At 72.6% G+C, this 26010-nt stretch carries 31 protein-coding genes; 4 read left to right on the top strand and 27 right to left on the bottom strand.

Translation table 11 applies throughout. The annotated features are described in order from the left end of the window. Positions 1 to 82: 82 nt before the first annotated feature. Positions 83 to 2008, bottom strand: coding sequence for an MFS transporter (locus tag ACUP6Y_RS19105; RefSeq protein ID WP_462556768.1), 1926 nt, complete (start codon positions 2006 to 2008; stop codon positions 83 to 85). Between the two features lie 97 nt (positions 2009 to 2105). On the opposite strand from ACUP6Y_RS19105, the gene ACUP6Y_RS19100 reads away from it, so the two are divergent. From ACUP6Y_RS19100 to ACUP6Y_RS19085, 4 genes are all read left to right on the top strand, one after another. After that, entirely contained in the window at positions 2106 to 2447 is a 342-nt protein-coding gene (locus ACUP6Y_RS19100) for a DUF2200 domain-containing protein (RefSeq protein WP_462552436.1), read from the top strand. Positions 2448 to 2565: 118 nt separating this feature from the next. Beyond that, entirely contained in the window at positions 2566 to 3378 is an 813-nt protein-coding gene (locus ACUP6Y_RS19095) for an alpha/beta fold hydrolase (RefSeq protein ID WP_462552435.1), read from the top strand. 31 nt (positions 3379 to 3409) lie between these two features. Beyond that, complete coding sequence (locus tag ACUP6Y_RS19090; protein WP_462552433.1) at positions 3410 to 3850, top strand: YiiD C-terminal domain-containing protein; 441 nt, start codon at positions 3410 to 3412, stop codon at positions 3848 to 3850. 119 nt (positions 3851 to 3969) lie between these two features. Next, positions 3970 to 5550, top strand: coding sequence for a GAF domain-containing sensor histidine kinase (locus ACUP6Y_RS19085; RefSeq protein WP_462552432.1), 1581 nt, complete (start codon positions 3970 to 3972; stop codon positions 5548 to 5550). On the opposite strand, the gene ACUP6Y_RS19080 is transcribed toward ACUP6Y_RS19085, so the two are convergent. The 26 genes from ACUP6Y_RS19080 to ACUP6Y_RS18955 form a co-directional block, all read right to left on the bottom strand. Next, positions 5531 to 5842: a hypothetical protein gene (locus ACUP6Y_RS19080; protein WP_462552431.1), complete on the bottom strand. Its 312-nt coding sequence runs from the start codon at positions 5840 to 5842 to the stop codon at positions 5531 to 5533. The genes ACUP6Y_RS19085 and ACUP6Y_RS19080 overlap by 20 nt on opposite strands. Positions 5843 to 5847: 5 nt before the next feature. Further along, on the bottom strand, positions 5848 to 7914 hold the full coding sequence (locus ACUP6Y_RS19075) for a flagellar biosynthesis protein FlhA (RefSeq protein WP_462552430.1): 2067 nt from the start codon (positions 7912 to 7914) through the stop codon (positions 5848 to 5850). Between the two features lie 120 nt (positions 7915 to 8034). Then, positions 8035 to 9171 (bottom strand): EscU/YscU/HrcU family type III secretion system export apparatus switch protein, encoded by a 1137-nt coding sequence (locus ACUP6Y_RS19070; RefSeq protein WP_462552429.1) that lies wholly within the window; start codon positions 9169 to 9171, stop codon positions 8035 to 8037. Positions 9172 to 9177: 6 nt separating this feature from the next. After that, on the bottom strand, positions 9178 to 9945 hold the full coding sequence (locus tag ACUP6Y_RS19065; RefSeq protein ID WP_462552428.1) for a flagellar biosynthetic protein FliR: 768 nt from the start codon (positions 9943 to 9945) through the stop codon (positions 9178 to 9180). 8 nt (positions 9946 to 9953) lie between these two features. Continuing rightward, positions 9954 to 10223: a flagellar biosynthesis protein FliQ gene (gene fliQ, locus ACUP6Y_RS19060; protein WP_462552427.1), complete on the bottom strand. Its 270-nt coding sequence runs from the start codon at positions 10221 to 10223 to the stop codon at positions 9954 to 9956. A gap of 5 nt (positions 10224 to 10228) precedes the next feature. After that, positions 10229 to 10978, bottom strand: coding sequence for a flagellar type III secretion system pore protein FliP (gene fliP, locus ACUP6Y_RS19055; RefSeq protein WP_462552426.1), 750 nt, complete (start codon positions 10976 to 10978; stop codon positions 10229 to 10231). Then, positions 10975 to 11391, bottom strand: a complete 417-nt coding sequence (locus ACUP6Y_RS19050; RefSeq protein WP_462552425.1) for a flagellar biosynthetic protein FliO — start codon at positions 11389 to 11391, stop codon at positions 10975 to 10977. Before ACUP6Y_RS19050 ends, fliP begins: the two co-directional genes overlap by 4 nt. Positions 11392 to 11395: 4 nt before the next feature. Then, positions 11396 to 12244, bottom strand: coding sequence for a flagellar motor switch protein FliN (gene fliN / locus ACUP6Y_RS19045; RefSeq protein ID WP_462552424.1), 849 nt, complete (start codon positions 12242 to 12244; stop codon positions 11396 to 11398). After that, the gene (locus ACUP6Y_RS19040; protein WP_462552423.1) at positions 12245 to 13162 is read right to left on the bottom strand and encodes a flagellar motor switch protein FliM; all 918 of its coding nucleotides are present in this window, start codon (positions 13160 to 13162) and stop codon (positions 12245 to 12247) included. Between the two features lie 118 nt (positions 13163 to 13280). Then, on the bottom strand, positions 13281 to 13718 hold the full coding sequence (locus ACUP6Y_RS19035) for a flagellar basal body-associated FliL family protein (RefSeq protein ID WP_462552422.1): 438 nt from the start codon (positions 13716 to 13718) through the stop codon (positions 13281 to 13283). Continuing rightward, entirely contained in the window at positions 13715 to 14737 is a 1023-nt protein-coding gene (locus ACUP6Y_RS19030) for an OmpA/MotB family protein (protein ID WP_462552421.1), read from the bottom strand. Before ACUP6Y_RS19030 ends, ACUP6Y_RS19035 begins: the two co-directional genes overlap by 4 nt. Beyond that, positions 14737 to 15507, bottom strand: coding sequence for a motility protein A (locus ACUP6Y_RS19025; protein ID WP_462552420.1), 771 nt, complete (start codon positions 15505 to 15507; stop codon positions 14737 to 14739). The genes ACUP6Y_RS19030 and ACUP6Y_RS19025 overlap by 1 nt, the downstream gene beginning before the upstream one ends. Further along, positions 15504 to 15776: a flagellar FlbD family protein gene (locus ACUP6Y_RS19020; protein WP_462552419.1), complete on the bottom strand. Its 273-nt coding sequence runs from the start codon at positions 15774 to 15776 to the stop codon at positions 15504 to 15506. The genes ACUP6Y_RS19025 and ACUP6Y_RS19020 overlap by 4 nt, the downstream gene beginning before the upstream one ends. 122 nt (positions 15777 to 15898) lie before the next feature. Continuing rightward, entirely contained in the window at positions 15899 to 16747 is an 849-nt protein-coding gene (locus ACUP6Y_RS19015) for a flagellar hook protein FlgE (RefSeq protein ID WP_462552418.1), read from the bottom strand. Positions 16748 to 16766: 19 nt separating this feature from the next. Then, complete coding sequence (locus ACUP6Y_RS19010) at positions 16767 to 17276, bottom strand: flagellar hook capping FlgD N-terminal domain-containing protein (protein ID WP_462552417.1); 510 nt, start codon at positions 17274 to 17276, stop codon at positions 16767 to 16769. 10 nt (positions 17277 to 17286) lie between these two features. Then, the gene (locus tag ACUP6Y_RS19005) at positions 17287 to 18258 is read right to left on the bottom strand and encodes a flagellar hook-length control protein FliK (protein ID WP_462552415.1); all 972 of its coding nucleotides are present in this window, start codon (positions 18256 to 18258) and stop codon (positions 17287 to 17289) included. After that, complete coding sequence (locus ACUP6Y_RS19000) at positions 18258 to 19187, bottom strand: transglycosylase SLT domain-containing protein (protein ID WP_462552414.1); 930 nt, start codon at positions 19185 to 19187, stop codon at positions 18258 to 18260. Before ACUP6Y_RS19000 ends, ACUP6Y_RS19005 begins: the two co-directional genes overlap by 1 nt. Then, the gene (locus tag ACUP6Y_RS18995) at positions 19184 to 19612 is read right to left on the bottom strand and encodes a hypothetical protein (RefSeq protein ID WP_462552413.1); all 429 of its coding nucleotides are present in this window, start codon (positions 19610 to 19612) and stop codon (positions 19184 to 19186) included. Before ACUP6Y_RS18995 ends, ACUP6Y_RS19000 begins: the two co-directional genes overlap by 4 nt. Next, the gene (locus ACUP6Y_RS18990; protein ID WP_462552412.1) at positions 19609 to 20937 is read right to left on the bottom strand and encodes a FliI/YscN family ATPase; all 1329 of its coding nucleotides are present in this window, start codon (positions 20935 to 20937) and stop codon (positions 19609 to 19611) included. The genes ACUP6Y_RS18995 and ACUP6Y_RS18990 overlap by 4 nt, the downstream gene beginning before the upstream one ends. Next, complete coding sequence (locus tag ACUP6Y_RS18985; protein ID WP_462552411.1) at positions 20934 to 21593, bottom strand: FliH/SctL family protein; 660 nt, start codon at positions 21591 to 21593, stop codon at positions 20934 to 20936. Before ACUP6Y_RS18985 ends, ACUP6Y_RS18990 begins: the two co-directional genes overlap by 4 nt. After that, positions 21577 to 22608 carry a flagellar motor switch protein FliG gene (gene fliG, locus ACUP6Y_RS18980; RefSeq protein WP_462552410.1) on the bottom strand — a complete coding sequence of 344 codons (1032 nt, stop codon included), beginning with the start codon at positions 22606 to 22608 and terminating at the stop codon, positions 21577 to 21579. Before fliG ends, ACUP6Y_RS18985 begins: the two co-directional genes overlap by 17 nt. After that, positions 22605 to 24200 (bottom strand): flagellar basal-body MS-ring/collar protein FliF, encoded by a 1596-nt coding sequence (gene fliF / locus ACUP6Y_RS18975; RefSeq protein ID WP_462552409.1) that lies wholly within the window; start codon positions 24198 to 24200, stop codon positions 22605 to 22607. The genes fliG and fliF overlap by 4 nt, the downstream gene beginning before the upstream one ends. Before the next feature lie 10 nt (positions 24201 to 24210). Next, positions 24211 to 24537: a flagellar hook-basal body complex protein FliE gene (locus ACUP6Y_RS18970; RefSeq protein WP_462552408.1), complete on the bottom strand. Its 327-nt coding sequence runs from the start codon at positions 24535 to 24537 to the stop codon at positions 24211 to 24213. After that, a complete protein-coding gene (locus ACUP6Y_RS18965) occupies positions 24537 to 24929 on the bottom strand; it encodes a flagellar basal body rod protein FlgC (RefSeq protein WP_462552407.1) in 393 nt (130 codons plus the stop codon). The genes ACUP6Y_RS18970 and ACUP6Y_RS18965 overlap by 1 nt, the downstream gene beginning before the upstream one ends. Then, positions 24929 to 25291 (bottom strand): flagellar basal body rod protein FlgB, encoded by a 363-nt coding sequence (locus tag ACUP6Y_RS18960; RefSeq protein WP_462552406.1) that lies wholly within the window; start codon positions 25289 to 25291, stop codon positions 24929 to 24931. Before ACUP6Y_RS18960 ends, ACUP6Y_RS18965 begins: the two co-directional genes overlap by 1 nt. 232 nt (positions 25292 to 25523) lie before the next feature. Next, a complete protein-coding gene (locus ACUP6Y_RS18955; protein WP_462552405.1) occupies positions 25524 to 26003 on the bottom strand; it encodes a hypothetical protein in 480 nt (159 codons plus the stop codon). Positions 26004 to 26010: the final 7 nt, after the last annotated feature.

The following is a 26010-nucleotide window of genomic DNA, read 5'->3' as shown; positions in this document are numbered from 1 at the left end:
GGTGTCGAAGCCGTGGCCGTGGGCTGTCCCTGCACGGTAGCGGTGGTCGAGTGCATGCAGCGCCGTCCGGACCCGACCCGCGCTATCTCGTGCCGCTCGTGTCCGCGACGTCTGCCAGCGGCGTGCCGAGGACCAGGTCGAAGTCCCGGGCCTCCTCCCACACGGTGAGTGTGCGGGCGCCGAGCGCCTCGTGGCGGCCGACGACGGTGAGGACGTAGCGGCCGTTGACCGGCCGCGGCACCTCGTACCGTCCCTCGTGGTCGGTGCGGACCGTCGCGACCAGCTCGCCGGTGGCGCGGGTGAGCACGACGAGAGCATCGACCACGGGGTGGGCCTCGGCGTCGCGGATGGTGCCGCGCAGGGTGAGCCGCTCGCGCAGCACGATCGGCGGGACCGGCGCCGCGCTGTCGAGCGCCATCATCCGAGAGCGCGGCCGCCAGCCGTCGGCGGAGGTGACGACGAGGTAGTCCGCCGGCTCGGGGACCGCGGCGGTGAAGCGTCCCTCGCCGTCGGCCTGGCCCCAGTCGACCGCCCGGCCGTCCGGGGTCAGCACGGTCACCACGGCGTGCCGGATCGGGTTCCCCTTGAGGCTGAGCACCTGGCCCCGCACGATCTGGGCGCGCGAGGTGTTCTCGGCGCCGGAGCGGTCCGCCTCCTCGGCGTACTCCCGCATCCGCAGCATGGGGACGCCGATCAATGCGGTCACCAGCGCGGATCCGGCGGCAAGCCAGAAGATCAGCATCAGCGAGTCGAGGGTCGGCAGCTCGCGTCCGGCCAGGGTGAGCGTCGAGGCGGTGGTGATCGCGGCCGTGGCGGCGCTGGCGGTCGAGGTGCCGAAGGAGCGGAGCAGCACGTTGAGGCCGTTGGCCGAGGCGGTCTCGGTGACGGGCACCGCGCGCATGATCAGGGTGGGCAGGGCGCCGTACACCATGGCGGTGCCGATGCCGACGATCACCGAGCCGATGACGACCTGGGGCAGGTCGGCGCTGTAGAAGACCCGCCAGACGTAGGTCACGCCCATGATCAGGGCGGCGGAGACGAGGGTGGCCTGGGGCCCGACCCGGCGGATCAGCCAGGCCGTGACCGGCGCCATCACACCGAACGCGACAGCGTTCGGCACCATCCACAGGCCGGTGTGGAGCACGTCGAGGCCGCGGCCGTAGCCGGTGCCGACCGGCAGCTGGAGCAGCTGGGTGGTGACCAGCATGTTGGAGAACATCGAGAAGCCGGCGAACAACGAGGCCAGGTTGACCAGGACGACCGAGCGCCGGGCGGCGACGCGGACGTCGACCAGCGGCCGCGGTGTCCGCAGCTCCAGCGGCACCCACAGCGCGAGCACGACCGCGCCGCCGGCCAGGCAGCCGAGCGTCGAGGCCGCCGTCCAGCCCCACTGGCCGCCCTTGGAGAGAGCGAGCAGCACGGCGGTCAGCGCGATCGAGAGCAGGGCGGCGCCGCGCAGGTCGAAGGAGCCGCTGGTGCGCACCGGCGACTCGGGCAGCAGGCTCAGTGTGCCGAGGATGAGCACCAGCCCGACCGCGCCGGTGAGCCAGAACGATGCGTGCCAGTCCAGGTGCTCGACGATCAGCCCCGACAGCGGCAGCCCCACCCCGGCGCCGATCGCGAGGGTGGCGCTCATCAGCGCCACGCCGAGCGGCACCCGGTCGCGAGGGAGCTCGTCACGCATGATCGCGATCGCCACGGGGATCAGCGCGACGCCGACGCCCTGCAGGGCGCGGGCCCCGATGAGGAGCGGCAGCGCCTGGCTCACCGCGCCGAGCAGCGAGCCGAGCACCGCGACGCCCAGCGACACCACCATCATCCGCCGCTTGCCGTACATGTCGGCCAGCCGGGAGATGGTCGGTGTCGCCACCGCGCCGCTGAGCAGGGTCGCGGTCACCAGCCAGGAGGCGCTGTCGGCCGACGTGCCGAGGATCCTCGGGAGGTCCGGCAGGAGCGGAAGCAGGAGGGTCTGCTGCAGGGACACCACGATGCCGCAGCAGGAGAGCATCGCCACGATGACCGCAGGGTTGGCGCGTGGCCGAATCGGTTCGACGACCACGCTGGCGGCATCCCTTCTCGTCGGCAACGCAACTACGCTGCGCCGCATGCACCGTATCTTCTCGACCAGCGTCGCGTCGGTCTACGCCCACTACGTGGCCAAGGTCGAGCGGAAGGGACGCACACAGGCCGCGCTCGACGAGGCGATCTGCTGGCTCACCGGCCTCTCCGGCACACAGCTGCACGCCCACCTCGACGCGGGCACGACCTTCCAGGACCTCTTCGCCGCCGTCCGGCTCAACCCGGCCGCCGACCAGATCACCGGCGTGGTCTGCGGCGTGCGGGTCGAGGACGTCGAGGACCCCCTCATGCGACGCATCCGGTATCTCGACAAGCTCGTCGACGAGCTCGCCCGCGGCAAGGCGATGGACAAGGTGCTCCGGAGCTGACCCTGGCGTGCGAACGGGTGCTTGCGCCCAGCAAGCACGTCCCATACCCTCGGTATCCGCAACTCTCCGTTGCACCTATCTGCCGCACCAGCGTCGGTGCGGAGGGAGCGAGGTCGCCATGCTTGCCCACGAACGGATCGGCTCGGGGGAGCCGCTCGTCCTGGTCCACGGGATCGGGCACCGCCGGCAGGCGTGGTACCCGGTCGTCGACCGGCTGGCACAGGAGCGCGAGCTCATCCTGATCGACCTGCCCGGTCACGGCGAGTCACCGGCGCTGGTGCCCGACGGCCGGCCGGTGCGCGACATCCTGCGCGACATCCTCGAGGACTTCTTCGTCGAGCAGGGACTCGACCGCCCCCACATCGCCGGCAACTCGCTCGGCGGCCGGATCGCCCTCGAGGCGGCGGCCGACGACCTGGTCAGCAGCGCGACCACGCTCGCGCCGGCCGGGTTCTGGCGCAACCGGCTCGACTTCGCCTACATCCGCGCGGTCTTCACCCTGCTCACCGGCGCCGCCACGCTCGCCCAGCCGGTCGCGCCCGCCCTCCTGCGTACGGCGCCCGGCCGAGCCGCCGCGTTCGGCCTGCTGATGACCAAGGGTCACCGGCTCAGCGCGGACGCCGCGCTCGGCGACCTGCGCGGCCTGGTCCATGCCCGGCCCGCCCTGGAGACGATCATCGACGGCGGCTTCCCGTTCGACCGCCCGATCGCCCCGGCGATCCCGGTGACGGTCGCCTGGGGGACCCGCGACCTCGTGCTGCTGCCCTACCAGGCCGGACGGGCGCGCCGGGCCCTCCCGACCGCCGAGCACGTCACGCTGCCCAGGTGCGGCCACGTCCCGATGGTCGACGACGTCGGCCTCGTGGCCGACGTGCTGCTCCGCGGCTCCGACCACCCGCGGCTCGGCCAGACGACGTACGACGTCGCCTGAGCCGGTCCGGGCATGCCGCTACCGTGACGCCGTGACCGACCTCCAGGAGACCACCGCCGACGTCCGCCGCCTCATCCCGATCCTCGACGCCATGCAGGTCGAGATCGTGGAGCTCGAGCACAACGCGGTGGCCGCGCGGATCCCCGCCGCGCCCAACGTCAACCACTTCGGCACGGCGTACGCCGGCTCGCTGTTCACCGTCGCCGAGGTCCTCGGCGGCCTGCTCCCGCGCACCTCGCTGGCCGTGGCCGGCGGCGTACCGCTGATCAAGTCGATGACCATCGACTTCCTGCGTCCGGCCACCACCGCGGTCGTCTCGCGCGTGCGGATCGAGGACGACGAGATCGAGCGGGTGCTGGCGGAGTACGCCGAGCGGGGCAAGTCGGACTTCGAGCTGGTCGCGGAGGTCACCGACGAGGAGGGCACGGTCGTCGCGCGGACGCGGGGGCTGTACCAGCTGCGCCGGTTCTGAGGTCCCGACCGCTCAGGACCCCGGTCCCGGTGCCGATGGACCGGCATGCCCGCGCGGGCACGGGCAAAAGGGATAGCCTTCGGAGGTCGGCGATCGCTCTGGGAGGGGATCGACACCTGATGGACCTGGACCAGGATCTCGAGCTTCCGGCGGAGGCGCGCGCGCTGCTGGACGCCGTGCTCGCGATCGGGTCCGACCTGGACCTGCGCGGCGTGCTGACCCGCATCGTCGAGGCCTCCTGCGAGCTCACCGACGCCGAGTACGGCGTCCTCGGGATCGTCGACGACCGGGGCGACTTCGTCGACCTGGTACCCAACGCCGTCGTGGGGGAGCGCTTCGACAAGATCGGGAGGATGCCGCAGGGGCACGGGCTGCTGGGGCTGGTGCCGCGCGAGCGGCGCTCGATCCGGGTCGACCACGTCGCCGAGCACCCCGTCTCGTCGGGGTCGTTCCCCGACAGCCACCCGGTGATCGACCGCTTCCTCGGGGCGCCGGTGCTGGTGCGCGAGCGGGCCTTCGGGCACCTCTACCTCGGCAACAAGCGCGGGGGAACGGAGTTCACCGCGACCGACCAGGCGCTGGTCGAGGCGCTCGCCCGGGCGGCGGGCACGATGATCGAGAACGCCCGCACCTACGAGCAGGTCGAGTGGCGGCGCCGCTGGCTGGCGGGCACCGGCGAGGTGGGTCGCGACCTGACCGGGACGGCGAGCGCCGAGGAGGCGCTCGACGAGCTGGTGGTCTCGCTGCGCGACCTGTGCGGCGCGCGACTGGTCGCCTACGTCCGGGTCGACGCCGGCCTGCTCGAGGTGCGCCAGGTCGCCGGCGACACCCTCGCCGCGCCGCGGGTCGTGGAGAGGTACGCCGAGCAGATCCGCGACGTCTCGGTCTCGCACCTGCCCGAGCGACTCCCACACGACCATGACCGCACCACGCTCGTCGTCCCCGTCCACACCCGGCTCGCCGGGCCCGGCGTGATCCTCGTCGACCGCGCGGAGGAGACGCCGTCGCTGCGCGACATCATGCTCGACCTGGTGGCGGTGACCGCGGCGCAGCTCGGACTGATCCTCGACCGTCGGCAGGCGCTGCGGGAGCGCGCCGCGCTGCTCGTGGCCCGCGACCGCGACCGGATCGCGCGCGACCTCCACGACCTCGTCATCCAGCGCCTGTTCGCGACCGGCATGCAGCTCCAGGGCGCCCGCGGCCTCGACCCGGCCGAGCTGCGCACCCGCGTCGACGGCGCGATCGCCGACCTCGACGGCGCGATCAAGGAGCTGCGCTCGGTGATCTTCGAGCTCGGCACCGGCTCGCACCGGCCGCTGCTCGACGACGTCCGCGAGCTGCTCGCCGAGTACGCCCCGGTGCTGGGCTTCCAGCCGCTGCTCCGCATCCAGGGACCGGTCGATCGGGCGCTCGTCCCGGAGGCCGGCAGCCACGTCCTGGGCACGCTGCGCGAGGCGCTGTCCAATGTCGCCCGCCATGCCGCGGCGTCGACCGTCACCGTCGAGCTGACCGCCTCCTCGGCGTGGTTCCGGCTCCGGGTCGTCGACGACGGCGCGGGCTTCGAGCCGTCGGCGGCGTCGTCGGGCTACGGCACCGGCAACCTGCGCTCCCGGGCCGAGGAGCTCGGCGGGCACCTGCTGGTGAGCTCGGCGCCGGGTCAGGGAACCGTGCTGGAGTGGGTCATTCCGGCAGTGGGCTGAGCCCGTCGGCCGGCTCCTCGAAGCCGAACAGGTCGAGGAGCTCCGGCTGGTCGTCCGGGTCGGCCGTCGAGATGCCCGGTATGTCGTCGGCCGCGGCGTCGAGCGGCTCCGGTCGCGGGCCGGCGAGCAGCGGCCACAGGGTGCGCACCGCGAGCGCGGCCACGGTGGCGCCGAGCATCACGACGAGCAGCCGGGTGAGCGCCTCGTCGAGGGTGAGCTCGCCGTGCGCGGCGAGATAGCCGGCCGGGGAGGCGACGAGGGCGGCGAGCACGAACACGCGCAGGTCGAACATCACGTCTAGACTCCTGCTCCGAGGGCGGGGCGGGCTCCGGTCGCGGACACGACGGCCACCGAGCGGACCTCGTGGGCAGCGCCGAGCTCGGCGTACGAGAAGACGGGGAGGCGCTCGACGGTGGGCGCCACGAGCCGGCGTACGGCGGCCCGGAGCGCGGGCGCGCAGACCAGGACGGGGCGCACGTCGGTGTTCTCGGCCGCCTGGACGGCCTGGGCCAGGCCGAGCAGCACCCGCTGGGCGACGTCGGGGTCGAGGACGACGACCGGGCCCTGCTCGGTCGGCCGCAGCCCCTCGAGCATGTGCTGCTCCAGGAGCGGGTCGAAGCTGATGGCGTGCAGCACGCCCTCGGTGACGAAGGGGTCGGCGAGGGCCGGCTCGAGCGCGGCGCGGGCCGCCTCGACGAGGCCGTCGAGATCCTTGCTGACGGCGGCGCGCACGGAGAGTGCCTCGAAGATCCGGACCAGGTCGCGGATCGGGATCCGCTCCTCCAACAGGGTGCGCAGCACCCGCTGCACCTCGCCGAGCGGCAGCTGGGTGGGGGTGAGCTCCTCGATGACGACCGGGTGGGTGCGCTTGACGACGTCGGTGAGCAGCCGGACGTCCTCGCGGCCGAGCAGCCGGCTGGCGTGCCGGTGGACGATCTCGGCCAGGTGGGTGGTGACCACGGACGCGCGGTCGACGACGGTCGCGCCGCCGATCTCGGCCTGGTGCCGCAGCTCGGCCGGGATCCACTTCGCGTCCAGGCCGAAGACCGGCTCCTGGGTCGGGGTGCCGGGCAGCGAGCCGAGGAACTCGCCGATCGCCAGCACGGTGCCCCGGGGGGCCTCGCCGCGGGCCACCTCGGCGCCGTACAGCGTGATGGCATAGGTGCAGGCGGGCAGCTCGAGGTTGTCGCGGGTGCGCACCGGTGGGATCACGATGCCGAGCTCGCCGGCCACCTTGCGCCGCAGCGCCTTGACCCGGTCGAGCAGGTCGCCGCCGGAGCGGGCGTCGACCAGGTCGATGAGGTCGGCCGAGAGCTCGAGCCCGAGCGGGTCGACCCGGATCTCGGAGATGAGCGCCTCGGGCGTGTCGGGGACCTGCGCCAGCTCGCCGGCGGCGGAACTCGCGTCGGCGTCCGTCGTGTCGCCGGCGGACTCGTCGATCCGGCTCGCGCCGAGGAGCATCAGCCCGCCCGCCACCAGGAACGGCAGCTTGGGCAGACCCGGGATCGCGCACAGCGCGAGTGCGCCGAAGCCCGCCACCCGCAGCGGCATCTTGCGCGCGAGGATCTGGCCGACGATGTCGGATCCCATGTCGGAGTCGGCGACCGCGCGGGTCACGATCAGGCCGGTCGCGACGCTGAGCAGGAGGGCGGGGATCTGGGAGACCAGGCCGTCGCCGATGGACAGCAGCGAGTAGGTGTTGATCGCCTCGCCGAACGGCATGCCGTACTGGGCCACCCCGATCGCGAAGCCGCCCAGCAGGTTGACCAGGGTGATCACGATCGCCGCGATCGCGTCGCCCTTGACGAACTTCGACGCACCGTCCATCGCGCCGTGGAAGTCCGCCTCCGCATGCACCTCCGCCCGCCGCCGCCGGGCCTGCTCCTCGTCGATCAGCCCCGAGTTGAGGTCGGCGTCGATCGCCATCTGCTTGCCCGGCATCGCGTCAAGGGTGAACCGGGCCCCGACCTCTGCCACCCGGCCCGCGCCGTTGGTGATGACGACGAACTGGATGACGAGCAGGATCGCGAACACGATCAGCCCGACGATCAGCGATCCCCCGACGACGAAGTGGCCGAAGGTGTCGATCACCTTGCCGGCGTACCCGTCGAGGAGGACCAGCCGGGTCGCGCTGACGTTGAGGGCCAGCCGGAACAGGGTCATCACGAGGATCACCGAGGGGAAGGCGGCGAACTCGAGCGGCTTGTGGATGAACATCGCCACCATCAGCACGAGCAGCGCTCCGGTGATGTTGAGCGCGATCATCAGGTCCAAGACGACTGCCGGCAGCGGAACCACGAGCATGACGACGATCAGCACGATGCCCAGGGGGACACCGAGCCGGGTCAGTGACTTCACGGACATGCGGCGGGCACAGCCTCTCGACCGGTCGCGCCGTCCATGGCACTGCGGGATGGCGCCGTCCTGGCGTCGCTGGCTCCATCGGCAGGTCGGGGCTGTGGATGAGGGGTTGACGCGCTGCATTCATGCACCCTCGACCCCCCGCCGCCGGCGGGCGTGGGCGAACACGTCCGGCAGGTCCTCGGTACGCCGGGGGGTGCGGTGCTCGCCGCCGTGTTGGCCGGCGTGCCGGCGGCTGAGCACGAACGCCAGCACCTGCGCGACGGCAGCCCACAGCTCCCGCGGGATCTCCTGGCCGACCTGGCAGTGCCGGTACAGCGCCCGCGCCAACGGCACGTCCTGGACGAGCGGGACGCGTTCATCGGCGGCAACCGACCGGATCCGGGCGGCGATGGCGCCCGCACCGCGGGCCACGACGCGGGGGGCTCCCTGCTCGGGGTCGTAGCGCAGGGCGACGGCGACGTGGGTGGGGTTGACGAGGAGGACGTCGGCGGTGGCGACGTCGGCGATCATCCGGTTGCGGGCGGCGGCCAGCTGGCGGGCGCGGATGGCCCCCTTGACGAGGGGGTCGCCCTCCGACTGCTTGTGCTCCTGCTTGATCTCGCTGTGGCTCATCCGCAGCTGCTTGCCGATCCGGCGCCGCATCATCGCGTAGTCGGCGCCCGCCATCACCAGCCCGGCGATGGCGACCGTGAGGAGGAGGCGGGAGACCTCGGCGGTGACCTGGTGCAGGACGACGTCGATCGGGAGGAGTCCGCCGACGAGCGGCATCATCGACTTCACCGCGCCCCAGGCGAGGAGGGCGACGACGGTGCTCTTGCCGAGTACCTTCACGCCCTCCCACGCGGCGTGCGGGCCGAGCAGGCGCTTGGCTCCCTTGACCGGGTCGAGCTTCTTGGGGTCGGGCTTGGCCAGCTTGGGGGAGAGGTAGAAGCCGCCCTGCGCCAAGGCCGAGAGCACGCCGACGACGAGCATCATCGAGCCCAGCACCAGCAGGGTGAGGAAGACGTGGCGCCCGGCGTCGCCCAGCAAGGTCAACGCGACGGACACCGACGGGTCCGAGGCGGAGCGCAGGGACGTCGCCATCATCGTGTGCAGCGCGTCCAGCTCGTGGTCGAGCAGCGGACCCATCGCCAATGACGCCACCAGCAGGCCCAGCCACCCGCCGAGCTCGGGGGTACGCGGGACCTGGCCGTCCTTGCGGGCCTGCTTCCTCCGCTTGGGAGTGGGCTTCTCGGTCTTCTCCTCGCTCGCCGACACGACAGGTCACCCCGCCCCGGCCATGGTCGCCATCGCCTGGTTGGCGTAGGTGACCAGGCGGTCGAGTGCGCCGGGCAGCATCGGGAAGGAAAGACCGAGCAGCAGCAGGGTCAGCCCGACCTTGGCGGGGAACATCAGGCTGAGCGCGTTGAGCTGCGGCGCGACCTTGGTCAGCAGAGCAAGCGCCAGATCGGCGACGAAGAGCACCGCGATCATCGGCAGCGCCATCTGCACCGCCACCGTGAAGAACATCGAGAACGCCGTCAGCAGCACGCCGTCCCAGCTCGACATGTCGGGCATGCCGGTGAGCGGCAGGTACCGGAACGTGCTGAGCAGTCCGCCGACCACGATCAGGTGCCCGCCGGACACCACCAGCAGCGCGGTCGCGAGCAGCTGGTGGAAGCGCCCGAAGACGGTGTTGGAGTTCATCGCCAGCGGGTCCCATGCGGAGGCCAGCGCGAAGCCGCCGAACACGTCCACCAGCGATCCGGCCGCGCCGATCGCGGAGAACAGCAGCATCGTCACGTAGCCCATGCCCACGCCGATCAGTGCCTGGGCGGCGGTGGCCAGCACGAGCGCGGGCGTCGTCCCGGGCAGGTCCTGGGTGGCAAGGGTGGGCGCCATCGCGAGCGACAGGCCGAGCGCGAGGATCACCTTGGCCATGGTGGGGATGCCCCGCGTCGCGAACGGGGGTACGACGACCAGCCACGCCACCACCCGCACCGAGGCGAGCAGCAGCGCGCTGAGCGCGGCACCGTCGACGGAGAGGACCACGGCGGCGCCTAGGTGAGCAGGCCCGGGAGCAGGTCGAACAGCTCGCGGGTGAACGCCATCAGGGTGTGCAGCATCCAGTTCCCGCAGAACAGCAGGGCGAGCCCGACGCCCACCAGCTTGGGTACGAACGAGAGCGTGAACTCCTGGATCTGTGTCATGGACTGGAACAGGGAGATGGCGAAGCCGATGACCAGCGAGGTCGCGAGGATCGGCGCCGACAGCTTGAGCGCCACCAGCATGGTCTTGAGGGCGATCTCGATGATCGCGGTGTCGGTCATGGCAGCTAGCCCGTCCCGTACGACGCGACGAGCGCCTTGATCACCAGGGCCCACCCGTCGACCATCACGAACAGCAGCAGCTTGAACGGCAGCGACACCATCACCGGCGGCATCATCATCATGCCGAGACTCATCAACGCCCCGCTCACCACGATGTCGATGACGAGGAACGGGATGAAGATGATGAACCCGATCACGAAGGCGTCCTTGAGCTCGGAGAGCACGAACGCCGGGATCAGGGTCGCGGTGGAGACGTCGTCGCGGTTCTCGGGCAGCTTGCGGTCGGCCACGCTGGTCAACAGCTGAAGCTCGCCGTCGTCGGTGTTGTCGAGCATGAACTCCCGCAGCGGCGCCAAGCCGTCGTGGAACGCGGCCGAGGTGGTCTTGTCGCCGTCGAGATAGGGCTGCACGCCGTCGTTGTTCACCTGGGAGAGCACCGGCGCCATGATGAACAGGCTCAGGAACAGGGCAAGGCCCGCAAGCACCTGGTTGTTCGGGGTCTGCTGCAGGCCCAGTGCGTTGCGGGTCAGGCCGAGCACGACGAGCACCTTCGTGAAGCTGGTGCAGGTCAGCACGATCGCCGGCAGCAGGCTGAGCAGGGTCAGCGCTAGGAAGACGAGCAAGCTGTTGCTCGGCTTGTCGGTCATGCCCGACAGGTCGATCTGGACGCTGCCGCCCTTGCCGGGGCCGTTCGGACCGTTCGGACCCACCGGGTCGGCGAGCACCAGCGCGACCCGTGCGAGGGTCGTCGTCACGACGCCCGCCTCCCGGTGACGGCGGCCATGGCGTCCTTCCAGGTCTGCGGGGACAGCACCGATCCGCTGAGGGCGCCGGCCGGGCCGGTCGCCGCGGCCGGCCCGTCGAGCGGCTCCGCCTCCGGGTCGGGCGCGGTCAGGTCCAGTCCGATCTCGTCGGGCTCGACCTCGGCGAGCAGGGTGATCTGCTGCTCGGTGGTGCCGAGCACCAGGATCCGGGTGCCGACCGAGATCACGGCGACGCCCTGGCCCCGACCAAGCGCTTGGCGCTGCACGACCTGGATCGCGGCGCCGGTGGGCGCCTTGAACCGGCGGTTGGCGAAGCGAGCGATGAGCAGCAGCAGTCCGACGACGAGCGCCAGCGAGCCGACCAGGCGGACCGCCAGCTCCCCAAGCCCCACGCTGTCGGACACGGCGTCAGACCGCGGCGTTCGCGTCGAGGATCTCGGTGACCCGCAGGCCGAAGTCCTCGTCGACCACGACGACCTCCCCGCGGGCGACCAAGCGACCGTTCACGAGCAGGTCGGCCGGGCTGCCGGCGGCGCGGTCGAGCTCGAGGACGGCGCCGGGGGTGAGGGCGAGCAGGTCGCGCACCGTCATCCGGGTCCGGCCGAGCTCGACGGTGACCTCCATGTCGACGCCCTGGAGCAGCTCGAGCCCGCGCGGCGGTGCGACCGCGGCGCCGAAGGCGGGCACGAACGGGGCCTCCTCGACGAGATTGGTTGCGTCGTCTGGTGACCGGGTCTCGTGACGGTCGCCAGGGCGACCTCCTCGATCTCCCTCGGATTGCTGGGCAACCTCCTCGGGGTCCAGCGGCTGCCGAGCGCCGGCGAGGGTCGCATCGGGCACGAGGACGGCAGCGGCGATGCCCACGCCGACGAGCGGCACGGTCGTGAACGGGCCACCGAGGTCGGCGGTGACGTCGTACCCCTCGGCGCCGAGCTCGAGGGCCCGGGCACCGCGGGCGTGTGCGCCGAGCCGGCGGGCCGCGGCGTCGAGGGCCGGCTGGACGGCGGCCGCCACGTCGAGGGCGCCCATCGGGCTGCTGGCGAGGGCCTCGACCAGCTCGGTGCCGACCAGGACGACGACCGCGCCGGGCACCCCGCCGTCGAGGTCGGCGATCGCGCCGCCGGCGAAGGCGGCGGTGACGTGCGGCGACCCGGGCTGAGCCGGGCCGGGCGTCAGCGGCGTGACCGCCGGGAGGGGCGCGGCGGCGGCGGCCGCGACGGCCTCGGCGAGCAGGGTGGGCTCCACGATGGCAGACATTCAGGACTCCTCGGGCGTGGTGACGATGAGGGCGGCGAGACGCTGGCCCCGGGCGCCGGGGGTGGCATGGGCGAAGGTGTTGCCGGCGACGGTCACGTCCAGCGGCGCCGACGCCGGGTGGGTGAGCCGGAGCACGGATCCGGGGCGCAGGTCGGCCAGCGTGGCCGGGTCGACCGGGATCGGCCGGAACCGCACCGACACCGACACCGGGACCCGCTGGAACTGCTCCTGCAGCAGCTGGGCGGAGTGGGCGCGTTGGACGCGCTCGCGGTCGGAGACCACGCCGTTGCCGGCGGCGTTGGCGAGATGGGGGAGCAGGCCGCTGAACGGCAGGCACACCGACATCCGGTGTGCGCGCTCGCCGATCTTGAACTCGAGGGTGACCACGACCATCACGTCGGCGGCGCTGGCGACCTGCGCGAACTGCGGGCTGTACTCGATCCCCGTGACGTTCGGCTCCAGCGCGACGATCCCGTCGAGCGCGTAGCGCATCTCACCGAGCAAGCGCTCGACCAAGCCGCGGATCACGCCGTCCTCGATCTCGGTCAGCGGCCGGTCGGGCTGCTCGTCGGAGCCGGGTCCGCCGAGCATGTGGTCCAGGCAGGACATGGTCGCGAACAGCGGGATCTCCAGCACGCCGGTGCCGGGCATCGGGTCGGCCGTGAACAGGGTCAGGTACGTCGACGGGCCGAGGCTGTCGACGTACTCGGCATAGGTGCGCTGCTCGATGCCGGCGAGCGTCACCGTGCAGACGGTGCGCAGCGAGCTGGTGAACACCGTCGTCGCCTGGCGCGCGAAGCTGTCGAACCCGAGCTGGAGGGTGCGCTGATGCTCACGCGAGAGCTGGATGGGCCGCCGGAAGTCGTACGGCGTGGGCTCGGCCGTGCGGGGTCGGCGACTGCGCCGCTGGAGGGTCACGACGAGCCCATCGTCGCGGCCGGAGCCGACCTGAGGGGTCGTTGGGACGCCGGGCGGTCAGGGTCCCGTGGTCCGTTCGGGCTACGGAGGGTCCCGGGTGGGGTCCCGGGTGCGTCGGCTACTGGGTGACGTACTCGGTGAAGTACACCTCCATCACCTCGTGGTGGTAGCGCACCTCGAGCTGGTCGAGCAGCTGCTTGCGCAGGCTCTCGCGCACGTCGGGCTTGTTGACCTCGCCCACGGGGAGCCCGCTGAAGACGGTGATCGCGGCGTCGAGGGCCTTGCTGCCCTCGGCCTCATGGGCCGAGTCGGTGAGCTGGAGCGCCATGCCGAGCCGTAGGTAGTGGCCGCCGGCGAGGTTGACCTGGATCGCCTCGAGCGAGATCACCTCCCCGGGCTTGGGGGCGGAGTCGCCGCCGGGCTTGAGCACGAGGAACCACGCGCCGCCGCCGAGCAGGGCGAGGAGCACGACGGCGATGCCGATCGTGCGGCCCTTGCCGCCCTTGGCGGGCGTGTCCTCCGCGGTGGCCGCCGGGGCGGCGAGGGTCGTGGTCACGGTTGGTCCTCTCCTCGGGAGCGGGTGGGTGTGCCGGCCGCGGCCGGGTCGGGGCCGGTGCCGTCACCGGCGGGGTCGGTGGGCAGGGAGTCGAGGCCGGCCTCGCGGCGCAGCTCGTCGTACGCCTGCCCCATCAGTGCCCGGGTCTCGGCGGGCTGCTGGCTGAGCACCAGGATGTCGACCCGCTTGTTGACCCGCTGCGAGCCGTGCCGGGCCGGGTCGACCAAGGGCTTGGTGTGGCCGTACCCGGTGGCGCGCAGCCGGCGCGCGGGGATGCGGTGGCGGTCCTCGAGCCGGTGCAGCACGTTGGCGGCGCGGGCCAGGGAGAGCTCCCAGTCGGAGGGGTAGTAGCGCGGCATCACCGGCTCCTGGTTGGTGTGGCCGTCGAGCTCGATCGGCTCGGAGAGCTCGGCGAGCACCGGCGCGATGGTGTCGACGACGCGGCGGCCGCGCTCGGTCAGCTCGGCGATGTCGGGCTCGAAGACGACGTGCTGCGAGACCAGGCTGACGACCAGTCCGCGCTCGTCGATGGTGGCGCGCACGTCGTCGCGCAGGCCGTTGTCGCGCAGCGCCTGGTCGATCTGCTTCCAGACCTCCAGCAGCCGGTCGACCTCGGCCCGGGCAGCGCCCTGGGCGCGCTCGTTCTCGAGCCGGTCGGACTCCTGCAGGATCTTCGTGACGGTCTCGCGCTGGGACTCGGGGACCTGCGCGAGCAGCATCTCGTAGGACGCCTCGCCGGGGTCGCTCGCGCCCTTCGCGTTGCTGATCGGGCTGGCTCCGTTGAGGATCGACTGCTCGCGGCCGAAGCCGACGGCCAGCCCCTCCTTGAGCGCCGCGTACTTCTTCTCGTCGACCGTCGACATCGCGAACATCACGATGAACAGCACCATCAGCAGCGTCACCATGTCGGCGTAGGTCACCAGCCAGCGCTCGTGTCCGGCGCCGTGCTCCTCGTGGTCGTCGTCGTGGTGACGTCGCCGGGGCGGCCCGGCGCCCTTGCCCGCCCTGCCGGCCGCCATCAGGCGGCCTCGCGCTCGACGGTGCCGGTCGGAAGCAGGGAGCGCAGCTTCTCCGCGACCAGGCGCGGGTTGGCGCCGGCCTGGATGGCGGCGACGCCCTCGATGGCGACCTCCATCCGCGCGCACTCCAGCTCACCGAGCCGCTTGAGCCGGCTCGAGATGGGCAGCCAGATCACGTTCGCCGACATGACGCCCCACAGGGTGGCCACGAACGCGCCGGCGATCAGGTGGCCGAGCTCGTCGGGCGTGGCCAGGTTCTCCAGCACGTGGACCAGGCCCATGACGGTGCCGATGATGCCGATCGTCGGGGCGTAGGCGCCGGCGTCGCCGAAGAACTTCGCGGACTGCCTGTCGTCGCGCTTCTTGGCCCGCAGCTCGGCCTCGAGGATGTCGCGCACGTCCTCGGGGTCGGTGCCGTCGATCGCCATCGTGACACCCTTGACCAGGAACGGGTCGTCGATCTCGCGCAGGCTGTCCTCCAGCGCCAGCAGGCCCTCGCGCCGGGCCCGCTCGGCGAGCGAGACGACCTGCGGGACGAGCTCCTCGGCCGGCTCGACCGAGCCCGTGAACGCGCGCTTCACGTCCTTGACCGCGGCCTTGGCGTCGCTCATCGTGCCACCCGCGACGGTGACCATGATCGTCGTACCCAGCACCAGCAGCATCGGCGGCAGCAGCAGCAGGCTCATCGGGTTGCCGCCCTCGAGCACGTTGGCCGCGACGATGATCACCAGGCCGAGGACGATGCCGATCGGGGTTGCGATGTCCTTCACGGCGTCACTCCTCGTGGGGGTACGGCGCTCAGCCGGCCCTGGCGCGACCGGACCGGCGCGATTGTCGACGCGTCCGGCAGGGCGGCGCGCGCCACGATGGCCGAGCGGTAGTCGATGACGGCGTCGCGGACCTCGTCGAGGGACTCGGCCACGATGTACTTGGTGCCGTCGACCAGCGTCACCACGGTGTCCGGGGTGCAGTCGACGCGCTCGATCAGGTCCGCGTTCAGCAAGAACGTGGTCCCCGAGAGTCGGGTCAGCGAGATCACCGCGGCACCTCCGTGTGCGTGGATCGATGAGGAGCGCCGTCCGTGGCGTTCCGCAGGTCCCATCGGCCAGGGTCCCGAGACCCTGAGCGCTTGGCCCGGATCCAGGCTGGGACCGCTCGACGTCAGCGCTTGATGTTGACCAGCTCCTCGAGCACCTGGTCGCTGGTGGTGATCACCCGCGAGCTGGCCTGGAAGCCGCGCTGGGCGAGGATCAGGTTCGTGAACTCGGCCGACAGGTCGACGTTCGACATCTCCAGCGCACCGGCCATGATCTGGCCGCGCTGACCCTCGCCGGCGACGCCGAGCTGGACGGCGCCGGAGTTGGCGGACTCGCGGAAGGCGGTGTCGCCGATCCGCTCCAGACCCATCGGGTTGGTGAAGTCGGCGACCGCCAGCTGGCAGATGTCGCGCTGCACGCCGTCGGAGAAGACGCCGCGGACCTTGCCGTCGGCCGCGATCGAGTACGACGTCAGGTTCACGCCGGCCGGCAGCGAGGCGTTGATCATGTTCAGGTCGACGTCGACAGCGCCGCCGGTGGGCAGGCCCGCGGCGTCGAGGGCGTAGCCCTGCACCCGCATGCCGCTGGGCGCCACCAGGACGCCGGTCTGGTCGAACGTGAACGCGCCGGCGCGGGTGTAGACGTTCTCGCCGCCGTCGCGCAGCACGAAGAAGCCGTCGCCCTGCAGCATGACGTCGGTCGGGCGGCCGGTGAGCTGCGCCGAGCCCTGGCCGAAGTTGGCCATGGTCGCGGCGAGCTGGACGCCGAGGCCGATCTGGATCGGGTTGGTGCCGCCGCGCTCGGCGTTGCCGCCCGAGGCGGCGGTGAGCATCTGGCTCAGGGTGTCGGAGAAGACGGTGGTGCTGGACTTGAAGCCCGTCGTGTTGGCGTTGGCGATGTTGTTGCCGGTGACGTCGAGCATGGTCTGGTTCACGCGGAGGCCGGAGATGCCGGCGAAGAGCGAGCGAAGCATGGTGGTTCTCCTTCTGCGGTCAGGCGGTTCGGGCGGTGGTGGACGGGGTGCCACTCGGTGGCACGTAGGTGCCACCACCGCTGGTGGTGGGCGCCTCGATCGTGGGTGCGGTGCCGACGCTGACCACGTCGGTGACGGCGACGGACGTGCCGTCGACGCTGAGGACGGGGCCGGTGGCGAGATAGGTGGTGCCCTGCACGACACCGGACTGCTCGGCGCCGGTGGCGTCGTACCACCGCACGGTCTGGCCGATCAGCGAGCTGGCGCCGAACGCCAGCTGGGTGCTCAGCAGCATCGCGGTCTGATCGGCGACGTCCTGCATCTTCTCCAGCGCGGTGAACTGCGCGGTCTGGGCGAGGAACTGCGAGGAGTCGGTGGGGTTGAGCGGGTCCTGGTACTTCATCTGGGCGACCATCAGCTGCAGGAACATGTCCTTGTCGGCGGCGTTCGAGCTGCCGGACGTGCCGGCGGTGCCGGTCGCGGTGCCGGTCACGCCGTAGCCGATGCCTTCGGTGCTGGAGACGGACATCTCTTCCTCCTCACAGGGTCCGGTCGAGCTGACCGGCGGGGGTGGTGGTCGGGGTGGGTACGGGCGGCGGCTCGGGTGCCTGGCGCCGATGCCGGCGCTGATCCGGGTCGCCCGAGGAGCGGTTCCAGGCCGAGGCGCCCTCGCGGCCGGCATCGGCCGAGACGGTGCCGGCGGTCTGGCCCGTCGGCGTGACCGGGCTGGGGGGCTGGGGGTTGAACGGGTCGCGGACCAGCACCTTGGCCTCGGTGGCGCCGGAGTGCTCGAGCAACCGCTGCAGCTCGGGCACGCCGGCACTCAGGGCCCGGTGGACGGCGGCACTCCCGGCCGCGTCGTCGGCACTGCCGGCCAGGCGCACCTGCACCGCGCCGTCCCTGACCACCAGGGTCACCCGCACCTCGCCGAGCTGCTCGGGCTGCAGGGTCAGGGTGATCCGGTGCGTACCCGGCCGGTCGGTCGGAGTGGTCGCGACCAGGTGGGTGATCTCGGGGAAGACCTGCTGCACCACGGCGCGCTCCACGGTCGGGCGCGGCGACCCCAGGGCGGGCGCGGTCACGGCGACGGTGGCAGGGGTGGCAGGCGGGGCGGCCGGGGCGTCGACGGGGGCGTCGACGGGGGCGGGCGCGGTGGGCGCCTCGAGCGTGGGACGGGGCCCGGTGGCCGGAGCCGGGGCGGTGGCCCGCTGGTCGGCGACCGGCTCGGCCGCCCCGTTCGTCAGGTGCGCGGTGAGGTCCGGGCCGGTCGGGGCGACCAGCGGGACGGCGACCGCCCCGGCCGGTGCGGCGGCCGCCCTGGCCGGGGCGGCCGTGTCGGGAGGCGTCGGCTCGGGGAGAGGCGCCGCCGGCAGCGGGACCGTCGCGAGCAGTGCGGCGGCGAGGGCGTCGCCGAAGAGCGCGGCCGGGGCGGCGCCGGTGTCGGTGGCCGCGGGGACGCCGTCGGTGGGGACCGGGACCGCGAGCCCCGGCAGGAACGGAGTGATGCTCATCAGCTCACCATCGCCATCACGTTGCGGACGTAGCTCTGCGTCTCCTGGTACGGCGGGATGCCGCCGTAGCGGGTGACCGCGCCCGCCCCGGCGTTGTACGCCGCCAGCGCGAGGTCGGTGCGCCCGAACCGGTCGAGCAGGGAGCGCAGCAGCCGCGCGCCGCCGTCGATCGCCTGGGCCGGGTCGAACGGATCGGTCACGCCGAGGCCGCGGGCGGTGCCGGGCATCAGCTGCATCAGGCCCTGCGCGCCGGCCGGGCTGACCGCGCGGGCGTCGAAGCCGGACTCATGCTTCGCGACGGCGGCGATCAGGGTCGCCGGTACGCCGGTCCGGGCGGCCGCGGCGCCGATCAGGTCGGCGTACGGCGTCGCGGCGCTCGCCCGCCCGACGACGGTCGATCCCGTCACCGTCCCCGTGGCCGGCTGGCTGATGACCCGCCGGATCACGTCCGGCGTGGAGGGGACGTCCACGACCCGGATGTCGAGGCCGGTGCGCGGCGCCTCGATCATCTTGCCGCCGCCGATGTAGATGGCGATGTGGTCGACGCCGTCGTTGCGGCTGGAGTTGTCCCACGCGAGCAGGTCGCCGGGCTGCGCCTCGGCCATGCCGGCCACCGGCACACCCGAGCGGGCCTGCTGGTTGGAGACCCGCGGCAGGTCGTAGCCGAGGCTCTTGTAGACGACCTGGACCAGGCCGGAGCAGTCCATGCCCTTGGTCGGGTCGGTGCCGCCCCAGACGTAGGGGAGGCCGAGGTACCTGCGCGCCTCGGCGACCACGTCGTCCCCGGTCACGGACCCGGCGGTGCCACTCACCCGCGCGCCGGCGAGCTCGGTCGCGAAGTCGCCGGTGCCGGAGGTCCGTACGGTCGTGAACTGGGCCAGGCGGGCCTGGATCTCGTTGATCCGCGCGGTGACGGCGTCGATGCTCATCGGCCACCTCGTGCCCAGCGCTGGGCGGCCAGGTCGTCGGCGTCGCGCGCGACCCGCCGCTCGGCCTCGGTACGCCGCCGCGCGGCCCGGCGCTCGAGGAGATGCTCGACCGCCGCGAGCCGGGCGCGGTCGGTGCTCCAGCGGGCGCGGGCGTCGGCGGTGACGATCTGTGCGGTGGCGACGGCGGCGCGGGTCTCGCCGACCAGGATGCCGGTGTGGACGAGCCGGGTCCGGTCGGCGACCAGCTCGGCAGCCGTCGTGACGGTGGGCACCGTGGAGGAGGCGATGGTCGCCTCGAGACCGTCCAGCCGAGCGTGCAGCTCCGCCTCCTCGGCGAGTACCCGCTGCAGCCCGATCCGGCTGTCGGTCTCGCGGACCTCCCGGACTCGGGCGACGGCGGCCAGGCCACGGTCCTCGCGGCTCATGACGCCACCACCCCGGCGAGGTGATCCCACGCGTCGAGCCGCGGTGTGGTGTCGTCCATGGACTGGCGCAGGAAGTCCTCGATCATGGGCAGCCGGGCCAGCGCCGCGTCGGCGTCGGCATCCGCGCCGGCGACGTACGCACCGATCTCGACGAGCTCCTTGACCGAGCGGTGGGCGGCGAGCATCCGCCGCAGCCGGCCGGCGTCCTGCTGCTGCCCGGGCGTCGTGACGGCGCGGTGGACGCGGGAGATCGACTCGAGCACGTCGATGGCGGGGAAGTGGCCGGCGGTGGCGAGGTCGCGGGAGAGCACGACGTGGCCGTCGAGGATCGAGCGGGCGGTGTCGCCGATCGGGTCCTGGAGGTCGTCGCCCTCGACGAGGACGGTGTAGATGCCGGTGATCGAGCCGGCAGCCGACGTACCGGCCCGCTCGAGGAGGCGGGGCAGCAGGCCGAAGACGCTGGGCGGGTAGCCGCGGGTGGCGGGCGGCTCGCCGGCGGACAGGCCGATCTCGCGCTGGGCCATGGCGACCCGGGTGAGCGAGTCCATCATCAACACGACGTCGCGACCACCGTCGCGGAACCACTCCGCGATCCGGGTGGCGGTGAACGCCGCGCGCAGCCGCTCGACCGCGGGCGCGTCGGAGGTGGCGACCACGACGACCGAGCGGGCCAGGCCCTCGGGGCCGAGGTCGCCGTCGATGAACTCGCGGACCTCACGGCCGCGCTCGCCCACCAGGGCGATCACGTTGACGGCGGCGTCGGTGCCGCGCGCGATCATCGAGAGCAGGGAGGACTTGCCCACGCCGGAGCCGGCCATGACGCCGATCCGCTGGCCGCGGCCGAGGGGCACGAGGGCGTCGAGGGCGCGGACGCCGGTGCCGAGGGGCTCGGTGATCCGCGGCCGGCTGAGGGCGTCGGGGGTAGGGAGCTCGGTCGACACGCTGTCGAGACCGGTCAGCGGCGGCCCGTCGTCGACCGGCCGGCCGAGCCCGTCGAGCACGCGACCGAGCAGCGCCTCGCCCACGCGGATGCGCAGCGGGCCGCCGGTCGCGCGGACCAGGTCGCCGGCGCGGACGCCGGTGGTGGTGCCGAGCGGCAGGCAGATCGCGCTGCCGGGACGCAGCGCGGCGACCTCGGCGAGGAGCGGGCCGGACGTCGTACGCACCTCGAGCAGGTCGCCGACCGCCGCGTCGGGCAGGCCGCGCACCTCGAGATGCAGGCCGACCAGCTCGGCGACGGTGCCGAGGTGCAGGGGGGCGGCGGCCTCCAGCAGGCGGGCACGAAGCGACGGCTCGACCGGAGAACGGGGCGACTCGACGGTCATGACAGCACCTCCCGCACCCGGGCCATCGCCTCGCGGATCCGGAGGTCGACGACCGAGCCGTCGACGCCCTCGACCAGCGCGTCGGCCGAGCCGAGGGCGGGGTCGGGGACCACCTCCAGGCCACGGTCGGCGAGCTCCTGGGCGGCCGACGAGGCGGCGGCGGACGGGTGCAGCCGGATCCGGCCGACCGGTCCGGGCGGCAGGACCTGCAGCACCCGCGCGACGACGTCCCTGGGTCCCAGTCGGGCCACCTGGGCACCGATCAGCGTCGTGGTGAGGGACCAGGCGAGGTCGCTCGCCTGGTCCTCGACCGCACGGGCCAGGTCGTCGAGCAGCCCCCTGACCTGCTCGGCCGCCTGGCCCAGTGCGTCGAGGGCCGCCCGGTGCTCCGCCTCGCGGCGGGCCTCCGCCTCCGCGTGGAGGACCGCCCGGCGAGCCTCCTCGCCGGCCGCCTGCTCGGCAGCGGTACGACGCCCCTCGGCCCAGCCCACGGCGTACCCCTGTGCCCGGGCGGCGTCGCGGGCCTGGGCCGCCACCCCGTCGAGCAGCGTCTCGGTGACCTCGTCGCCGAGGACGCTGTCGCTGCCGAGGCGGGTCCAGGTCCCGACCCGGAGCTCGGGCAGCTCGGGCCGGACGAGATCAGAGGACGAACTCATCGTCGTTCCCTCGCCGGACCATGATCTGGCCCTGCTCCTCGAGCTGGCGGATGGTGCGGATGACGCCCTGCTGGGCCTCCTCGACCTGTGCCAGGCGGACGGCGCCGAGCAGCTCGACCTCCTCCAGCAGGTTCTCGGCCGCGCGCTCGGACAGGTTCGAGGTGATCTTGGTGCGGACCGCGTCGCTGACGCCCTTGAGGGCCAGCGCGAGCTCGGCGGTGTCGACCTGGCGCAGCACCTGCTGCACCGAGCGGTCGTCGAGCCCGGTGATGTCCTCGAACATGAACATCCGGCTCTTGACCTCGTCGGCGAGCGCCGGGTCGAGGCCCTCGAGGCCCTCGACGATCTGCCGCTCGGTCGGCCGGTCGGACCGGTTGATGATGTTGACCAGGGGGTCCACGCCGCCGACCCGGGAGACCTCGGCGGGCTGGAGCATCGACGACAGCTTGCGCTCCAAGACGGCCTCGACGGTGCGCACGATCTCGGGTGAGGTCCGGTCCATCACCGCGATCCGGTGCGCGACCACGGCCTGCTGGTGCGCGGGCAGGCCGCTGAGCAGCAGGGAGGCCTTGTCGGCGGCCATGTGCGCGAGGACCAGCGCGATCACCTGGGGGTGCTCGTCGGCGATGAAGCTGCGCAGCTGCGCGGGATCGGCGCGGTGCAGGAACTGGAAGGGCATCTGGACGGCGGCCGCGTGCAGCCGGTCCATGATCTCCTTCGCGCGCTCGGGCCCCAGCGACTGCTCGAGCAGCTGCTGGGCGAATCCGAAGCCGCCCTGGGTGACGTGGGCGTGCGCGGTCGCCAGGTCGTGGAACTCGGTGAGCACCTGCGCGGTCTCGCCGGCCGACACCGCGTCGAGACGGGCGATCTCGCCGGAGATCGCCTCGACCTCGGTGTCGCTGAGGTGCGCCATCACCTGGGCGGCGCGCTCCTTTCCCAGCTGGATGAGCAGCACCGCGGCCTTGCGGACCCCCATCGAGACCAGGGTGGGGCCGGACGTCGCCATCAGCGTCATGGCCGCGGCTCCACGAGCCAGCCGCGCAGCAGGGCGGCGACGTCGTCGGGCTGTCGGTCGACGAGGGCGATCAGCTCGTCGCGCATCGACTCCTCCTCGTCCCTCTCGGACGACTCGAGGGCGGCCAGGGCGGGAGCCTCCAGCTGGGCGGTGCGGTTCGCCGCGTCGGTGCGCAGCTGCTCCACCAGGTAGGCCCGTGCGTCGTCACGGGCCTTGGTCCGGCGCCGGGCCTGCAGCCAGGCGAGCAGCACCATCAACGCGATGCCACCGGCGATCCCGGTGTTGCGCAGCAGGCTGTTGCGCCGGGCCGCCGCGTCGGCGGCCCGGGCCGCCTTCAGCTCGGCGGCGGCGGACTCCTCCGCACTGCGGTCGAACGCCATCGTCGTGACGTCGATCGTGTCGCCGCGCTGGGCGTTGATGCCGACCGCGTTGCTGATCAGGTCCTTGACCACCTGCGGCTGGATCGCGGCGGCCGCGGTCGAGTCGAGCACCGCGCCGATGTGCAGGGTGTTGATCGAGCCCGGTGCCTTCTCCCGGTGCTCGACGGTCTGGTCGAGCGCGTTGTCGCGGGTCTTCGAGGTGTTCTTGTACGACGAGTCGCCGCCGGCTCCGCTGGTGGCCGGGTCCATCTGCCCGTCGGGGCCGACCGTGCCGCCGCTGGCCGCGTCGAGCCCGCCCGCCGGGCCGGCGTACGTCTCGTTGGTCGTCGACTCGGAGATCGGCAGGATGTTCTCCTTGGTGCCGTAGGTCCGGCTGTCGGTGACCGCCTTGTCGAAGTCGAGGTCGGCGGTGACCGTGACCGTGGAGTTGCCGTGGCCGAGCACCCGGTCGAGCACCGCCTGGATGTCGGCTCGCATCGAGTCCTGGAAGGCCGCGACCTGCTTGGAGCGCGCGGAGGCGGCGCCGACGCCGCCGTCGGCGCTGTCGTCGGTGGTGAGCAGCCTGCCGCTCGCGTCGGTCAGCGTGACGTTCTTCGGCTCGAGGCCGTCGATGCTGGACGCCACCAGGTGGACGATCGCCTGCACCTGGCCGTCGTCGAGCGAGGTGCCCGGCTCGGTGTCGATGAGGACCGACGCCGTCGGCGGGTCCTGCTCGTCGGTGAAGACCTGCTTTCGCGGGATGGCGAGGTGGACGACCGCGGTGTCGACGCCGTGGATGGCCTCGACGGTCTTGCTGAGCTCACCCTCCATCGCGCGCTTGAAGTTGGTCTGCTCCTGCGACTCCGAGGTCGACAGGCTCTGCTTGTCGAGCAGGCTGTAGCCGCCGTCGCTGCTCGCCGGCAGGCCCTTGCCGGACAGCGTGATCCGGGTGCCGTAGACGTCCGAGCGCGGCACCATGATCGTGCCGCCGCCGCCGGTGAGCTGGTACGGCACGCCCTGCGCGTCGAGCTCCTCGATCACGGCGCTCGCGTCGGTGCCGGACAGGTTGGAGTACAGCGGGGCGTAGCTGGGGGTCGACACCCAGCGGAACACCATGAGGACGGCGACCAGCAGGGCCGCCGTACCGATGACGGCGACGGCCTTCTGCCCGGCCGTGAAGCCAACGAAGGTCTCGCGGGCACGGGTGAGGTACCGCGTGAGGCGCTGTTGCATCGTGGGTCCCTCAGACCTGCATCCGCATGATCTCGTTGAACGCCTCGACCGCGCGGTTGCGCAGGGAGACCGTCAGCTGGCTGGCGACGGACGCCTCGCTGGCCGCGATCGTGTAGTCGTGGATGTTCTCGAGCGTGCCGGTGGCGGCCTGCACGGCGAGGCCGTCGGCCTTGTCGGTCAGGCCCTCGAGCCGGTCGAGGCCGTCGAGGACCAGTGAGCCGAACTCGGTGTCGGGACCGGTCGGGGGCGTGACCTTGCCCGACGTCGTCGGCGGGGCGATCGAGCCGAGCGCGTCGGGGCCCGACAGCGACGGGAACCGCAGGGGCGTGATCTCCATCAGCGGGCCCCGATCTGCAGGGCCGCGCCGTAGGTGTCCTGCGCGGTCTTGGTGACCTGCACCGACGCCTGGTAGCCGCGCTGCGCCATGACCAGCTGGCTCATCTCGGCCGCCATGTCGATGTCGGGCAGCCGGACGTAGCCGTCCTCGTCGGCGAGCGGGTGCCCGGGGGAGTGGACCATCCGGCCCTCGGGGTCGCCCTCGGCGAAGCCCGCGACGTCGACGCCGCCGTCCACGCGCGGGTCGAACACGACGTACGTCGCCTGGAAGGCGTTCTCGCCGGTCGGCTTGACCGTGTTGGCGTTCGCGATGTTGCCGGCCAGCGCGTCGAGCCAGACCTGGTGCGCGCCGAGCGCGGTGTTCGCGATCCGCAGCGTCTCGAAGGCGCTCATCAGGCCGCGCCCCCGGCCATCAGGTTGAGCCGCGAGTCGCGGTCGCTGATCGCGCGGCCCATGATCTGGTACTGGTACTGGGTCTGGATAGCGGCGATCGACTCCTTGCGGAGGTCGACGTTGTTGTCGTTGGCACCGACCGGGGTGCTCGTGGCCGAGACGGTCGCACTGAGGTCTGCGCTCATGGCCCGGCCACGCTCGATCGCGCCGGCGAGTGCGGACTCGAACTCGACGCTGCGGGCGCGGAAGCCAGGGGTGTCGACGTTGGCGATGTTGTCCGCGATCACCTGCTGGCGCTGGGAGAGCCCGTTGATCGCGGAGTGCAACACGAAGCCGACGGCGTCGGACGTTGCGAAGGACACGGTCGATCTCCTGGGAAGGAACACCGCTCCCGTCAGGGGGCGGTGCGACAGTCGGTGCCGGTCCGTCGGCGGGGGGCGAGCAATCCGTCGCTCACCGTGCCTGATCGGTGCGCCCGCCGAGGATCTGAGCCGCCGCGTCTAGGACTAGGTCCTGACTATCTCGACCGATCGGCCGAGCGGCCGCTCGAACCTGCGCTCGCCACGGTGCCCGTCCACGGATCCAGGCTGTCTCTCAGAGCAGCACGACGGACAGCAGGCCCGCGCCGTACCCGCCAATGTCCACCGCGAGGTCCTCTCGCCGCCCGAGCGTGAGGGTGCTGATCCGCACCTGCGGGTCGAGCGGCGGTCCGGCGGGGTGGAGGGCGTGCAGGCGCAGGTGGTCGGCGCCGGAGACGTTGAACGTCGAGGCGCCGATGTTGAGCACCTCGTACAGGTTCTCGCAGATCGCGTCGGTGAGCTTGCCGTCGGCGATCGCGGCGGCGGCGTCGCCGACGGGGATCAGGCCGAGCGCCGCGCCGGCGTAGGCGGAGAACGCCAGGTCGCAGGCGACGAGGGCGCTGATCCGGAGGCTGTCGTCGACGTACACGGCGACGGAGGCGGGCGTGTCGGGGCCGGGCGCGAAGGGCGCGGACGGGGACAGGGTGACGTCGCGGCCGAGCAGGTCGGCGAGCAGGTCGCGCAGCTGCTTGGGCTGGGGGAGGTGGACGGGCACCGCGGTC

It is taken from the genome of Nocardioides sp. S5-5 (assembly GCF_054954065.1).
The sequence above is the reverse complement of the archived record's forward strand: the minus strand, read 5'-3'. Positions and strand labels throughout refer to the sequence as shown.

Coding starts and splice junctions, on each gene's coding strand:
- ACUP6Y_RS19105 (WP_462556768.1), bottom strand. CDS start 2,008: ATGCTCTCCTGCTGCGGCATCGTGGTGTCCCTGCAGCAGACCCTCCTG.
- ACUP6Y_RS19100 (WP_462552436.1), top strand. CDS start 2,106: ATGCACCGTATCTTCTCGACCAGCGTCGCGTCGGTCTACGCCCACTAC.
- ACUP6Y_RS19095 (WP_462552435.1), top strand. CDS start 2,566: ATGCTTGCCCACGAACGGATCGGCTCGGGGGAGCCGCTCGTCCTGGTC.
- ACUP6Y_RS19085 (WP_462552432.1), top strand. CDS start 3,970: ATGGACCTGGACCAGGATCTCGAGCTTCCGGCGGAGGCGCGCGCGCTG.
- ACUP6Y_RS19080 (WP_462552431.1), bottom strand. CDS start 5,842: ATGTTCGACCTGCGCGTGTTCGTGCTCGCCGCCCTCGTCGCCTCCCCG.
- ACUP6Y_RS19075 (WP_462552430.1), bottom strand. CDS start 7,914: ATGTCCGTGAAGTCACTGACCCGGCTCGGTGTCCCCCTGGGCATCGTG.
- fliQ (WP_462552427.1), bottom strand. CDS start 10,223: ATGACCGACACCGCGATCATCGAGATCGCCCTCAAGACCATGCTGGTG.
- fliN (WP_462552424.1), bottom strand. CDS start 12,244: ATGTCTGCCATCGTGGAGCCCACCCTGCTCGCCGAGGCCGTCGCGGCC.
- ACUP6Y_RS19030 (WP_462552421.1), bottom strand. CDS start 14,737: ATGGCGGCCGGCAGGGCGGGCAAGGGCGCCGGGCCGCCCCGGCGACGT.
- ACUP6Y_RS19015 (WP_462552418.1), bottom strand. CDS start 16,747: ATGCTTCGCTCGCTCTTCGCCGGCATCTCCGGCCTCCGCGTGAACCAG.
- ACUP6Y_RS19010 (WP_462552417.1), bottom strand. CDS start 17,276: ATGTCCGTCTCCAGCACCGAAGGCATCGGCTACGGCGTGACCGGCACC.
- ACUP6Y_RS19005 (WP_462552415.1), bottom strand. CDS start 18,258: ATGAGCATCACTCCGTTCCTGCCGGGGCTCGCGGTCCCGGTCCCCACC.
- ACUP6Y_RS19000 (WP_462552414.1), bottom strand. CDS start 19,187: ATGAGCATCGACGCCGTCACCGCGCGGATCAACGAGATCCAGGCCCGC.
- ACUP6Y_RS18995 (WP_462552413.1), bottom strand. CDS start 19,612: ATGAGCCGCGAGGACCGTGGCCTGGCCGCCGTCGCCCGAGTCCGGGAG.
- ACUP6Y_RS18990 (WP_462552412.1), bottom strand. CDS start 20,937: ATGACCGTCGAGTCGCCCCGTTCTCCGGTCGAGCCGTCGCTTCGTGCC.
- ACUP6Y_RS18985 (WP_462552411.1), bottom strand. CDS start 21,593: ATGAGTTCGTCCTCTGATCTCGTCCGGCCCGAGCTGCCCGAGCTCCGG.
- fliG (WP_462552410.1), bottom strand. CDS start 22,608: ATGACGCTGATGGCGACGTCCGGCCCCACCCTGGTCTCGATGGGGGTC.
- fliF (WP_462552409.1), bottom strand. CDS start 24,200: ATGCAACAGCGCCTCACGCGGTACCTCACCCGTGCCCGCGAGACCTTC.
- ACUP6Y_RS18970 (WP_462552408.1), bottom strand. CDS start 24,537: ATGGAGATCACGCCCCTGCGGTTCCCGTCGCTGTCGGGCCCCGACGCG.
- ACUP6Y_RS18965 (WP_462552407.1), bottom strand. CDS start 24,929: ATGAGCGCCTTCGAGACGCTGCGGATCGCGAACACCGCGCTCGGCGCG.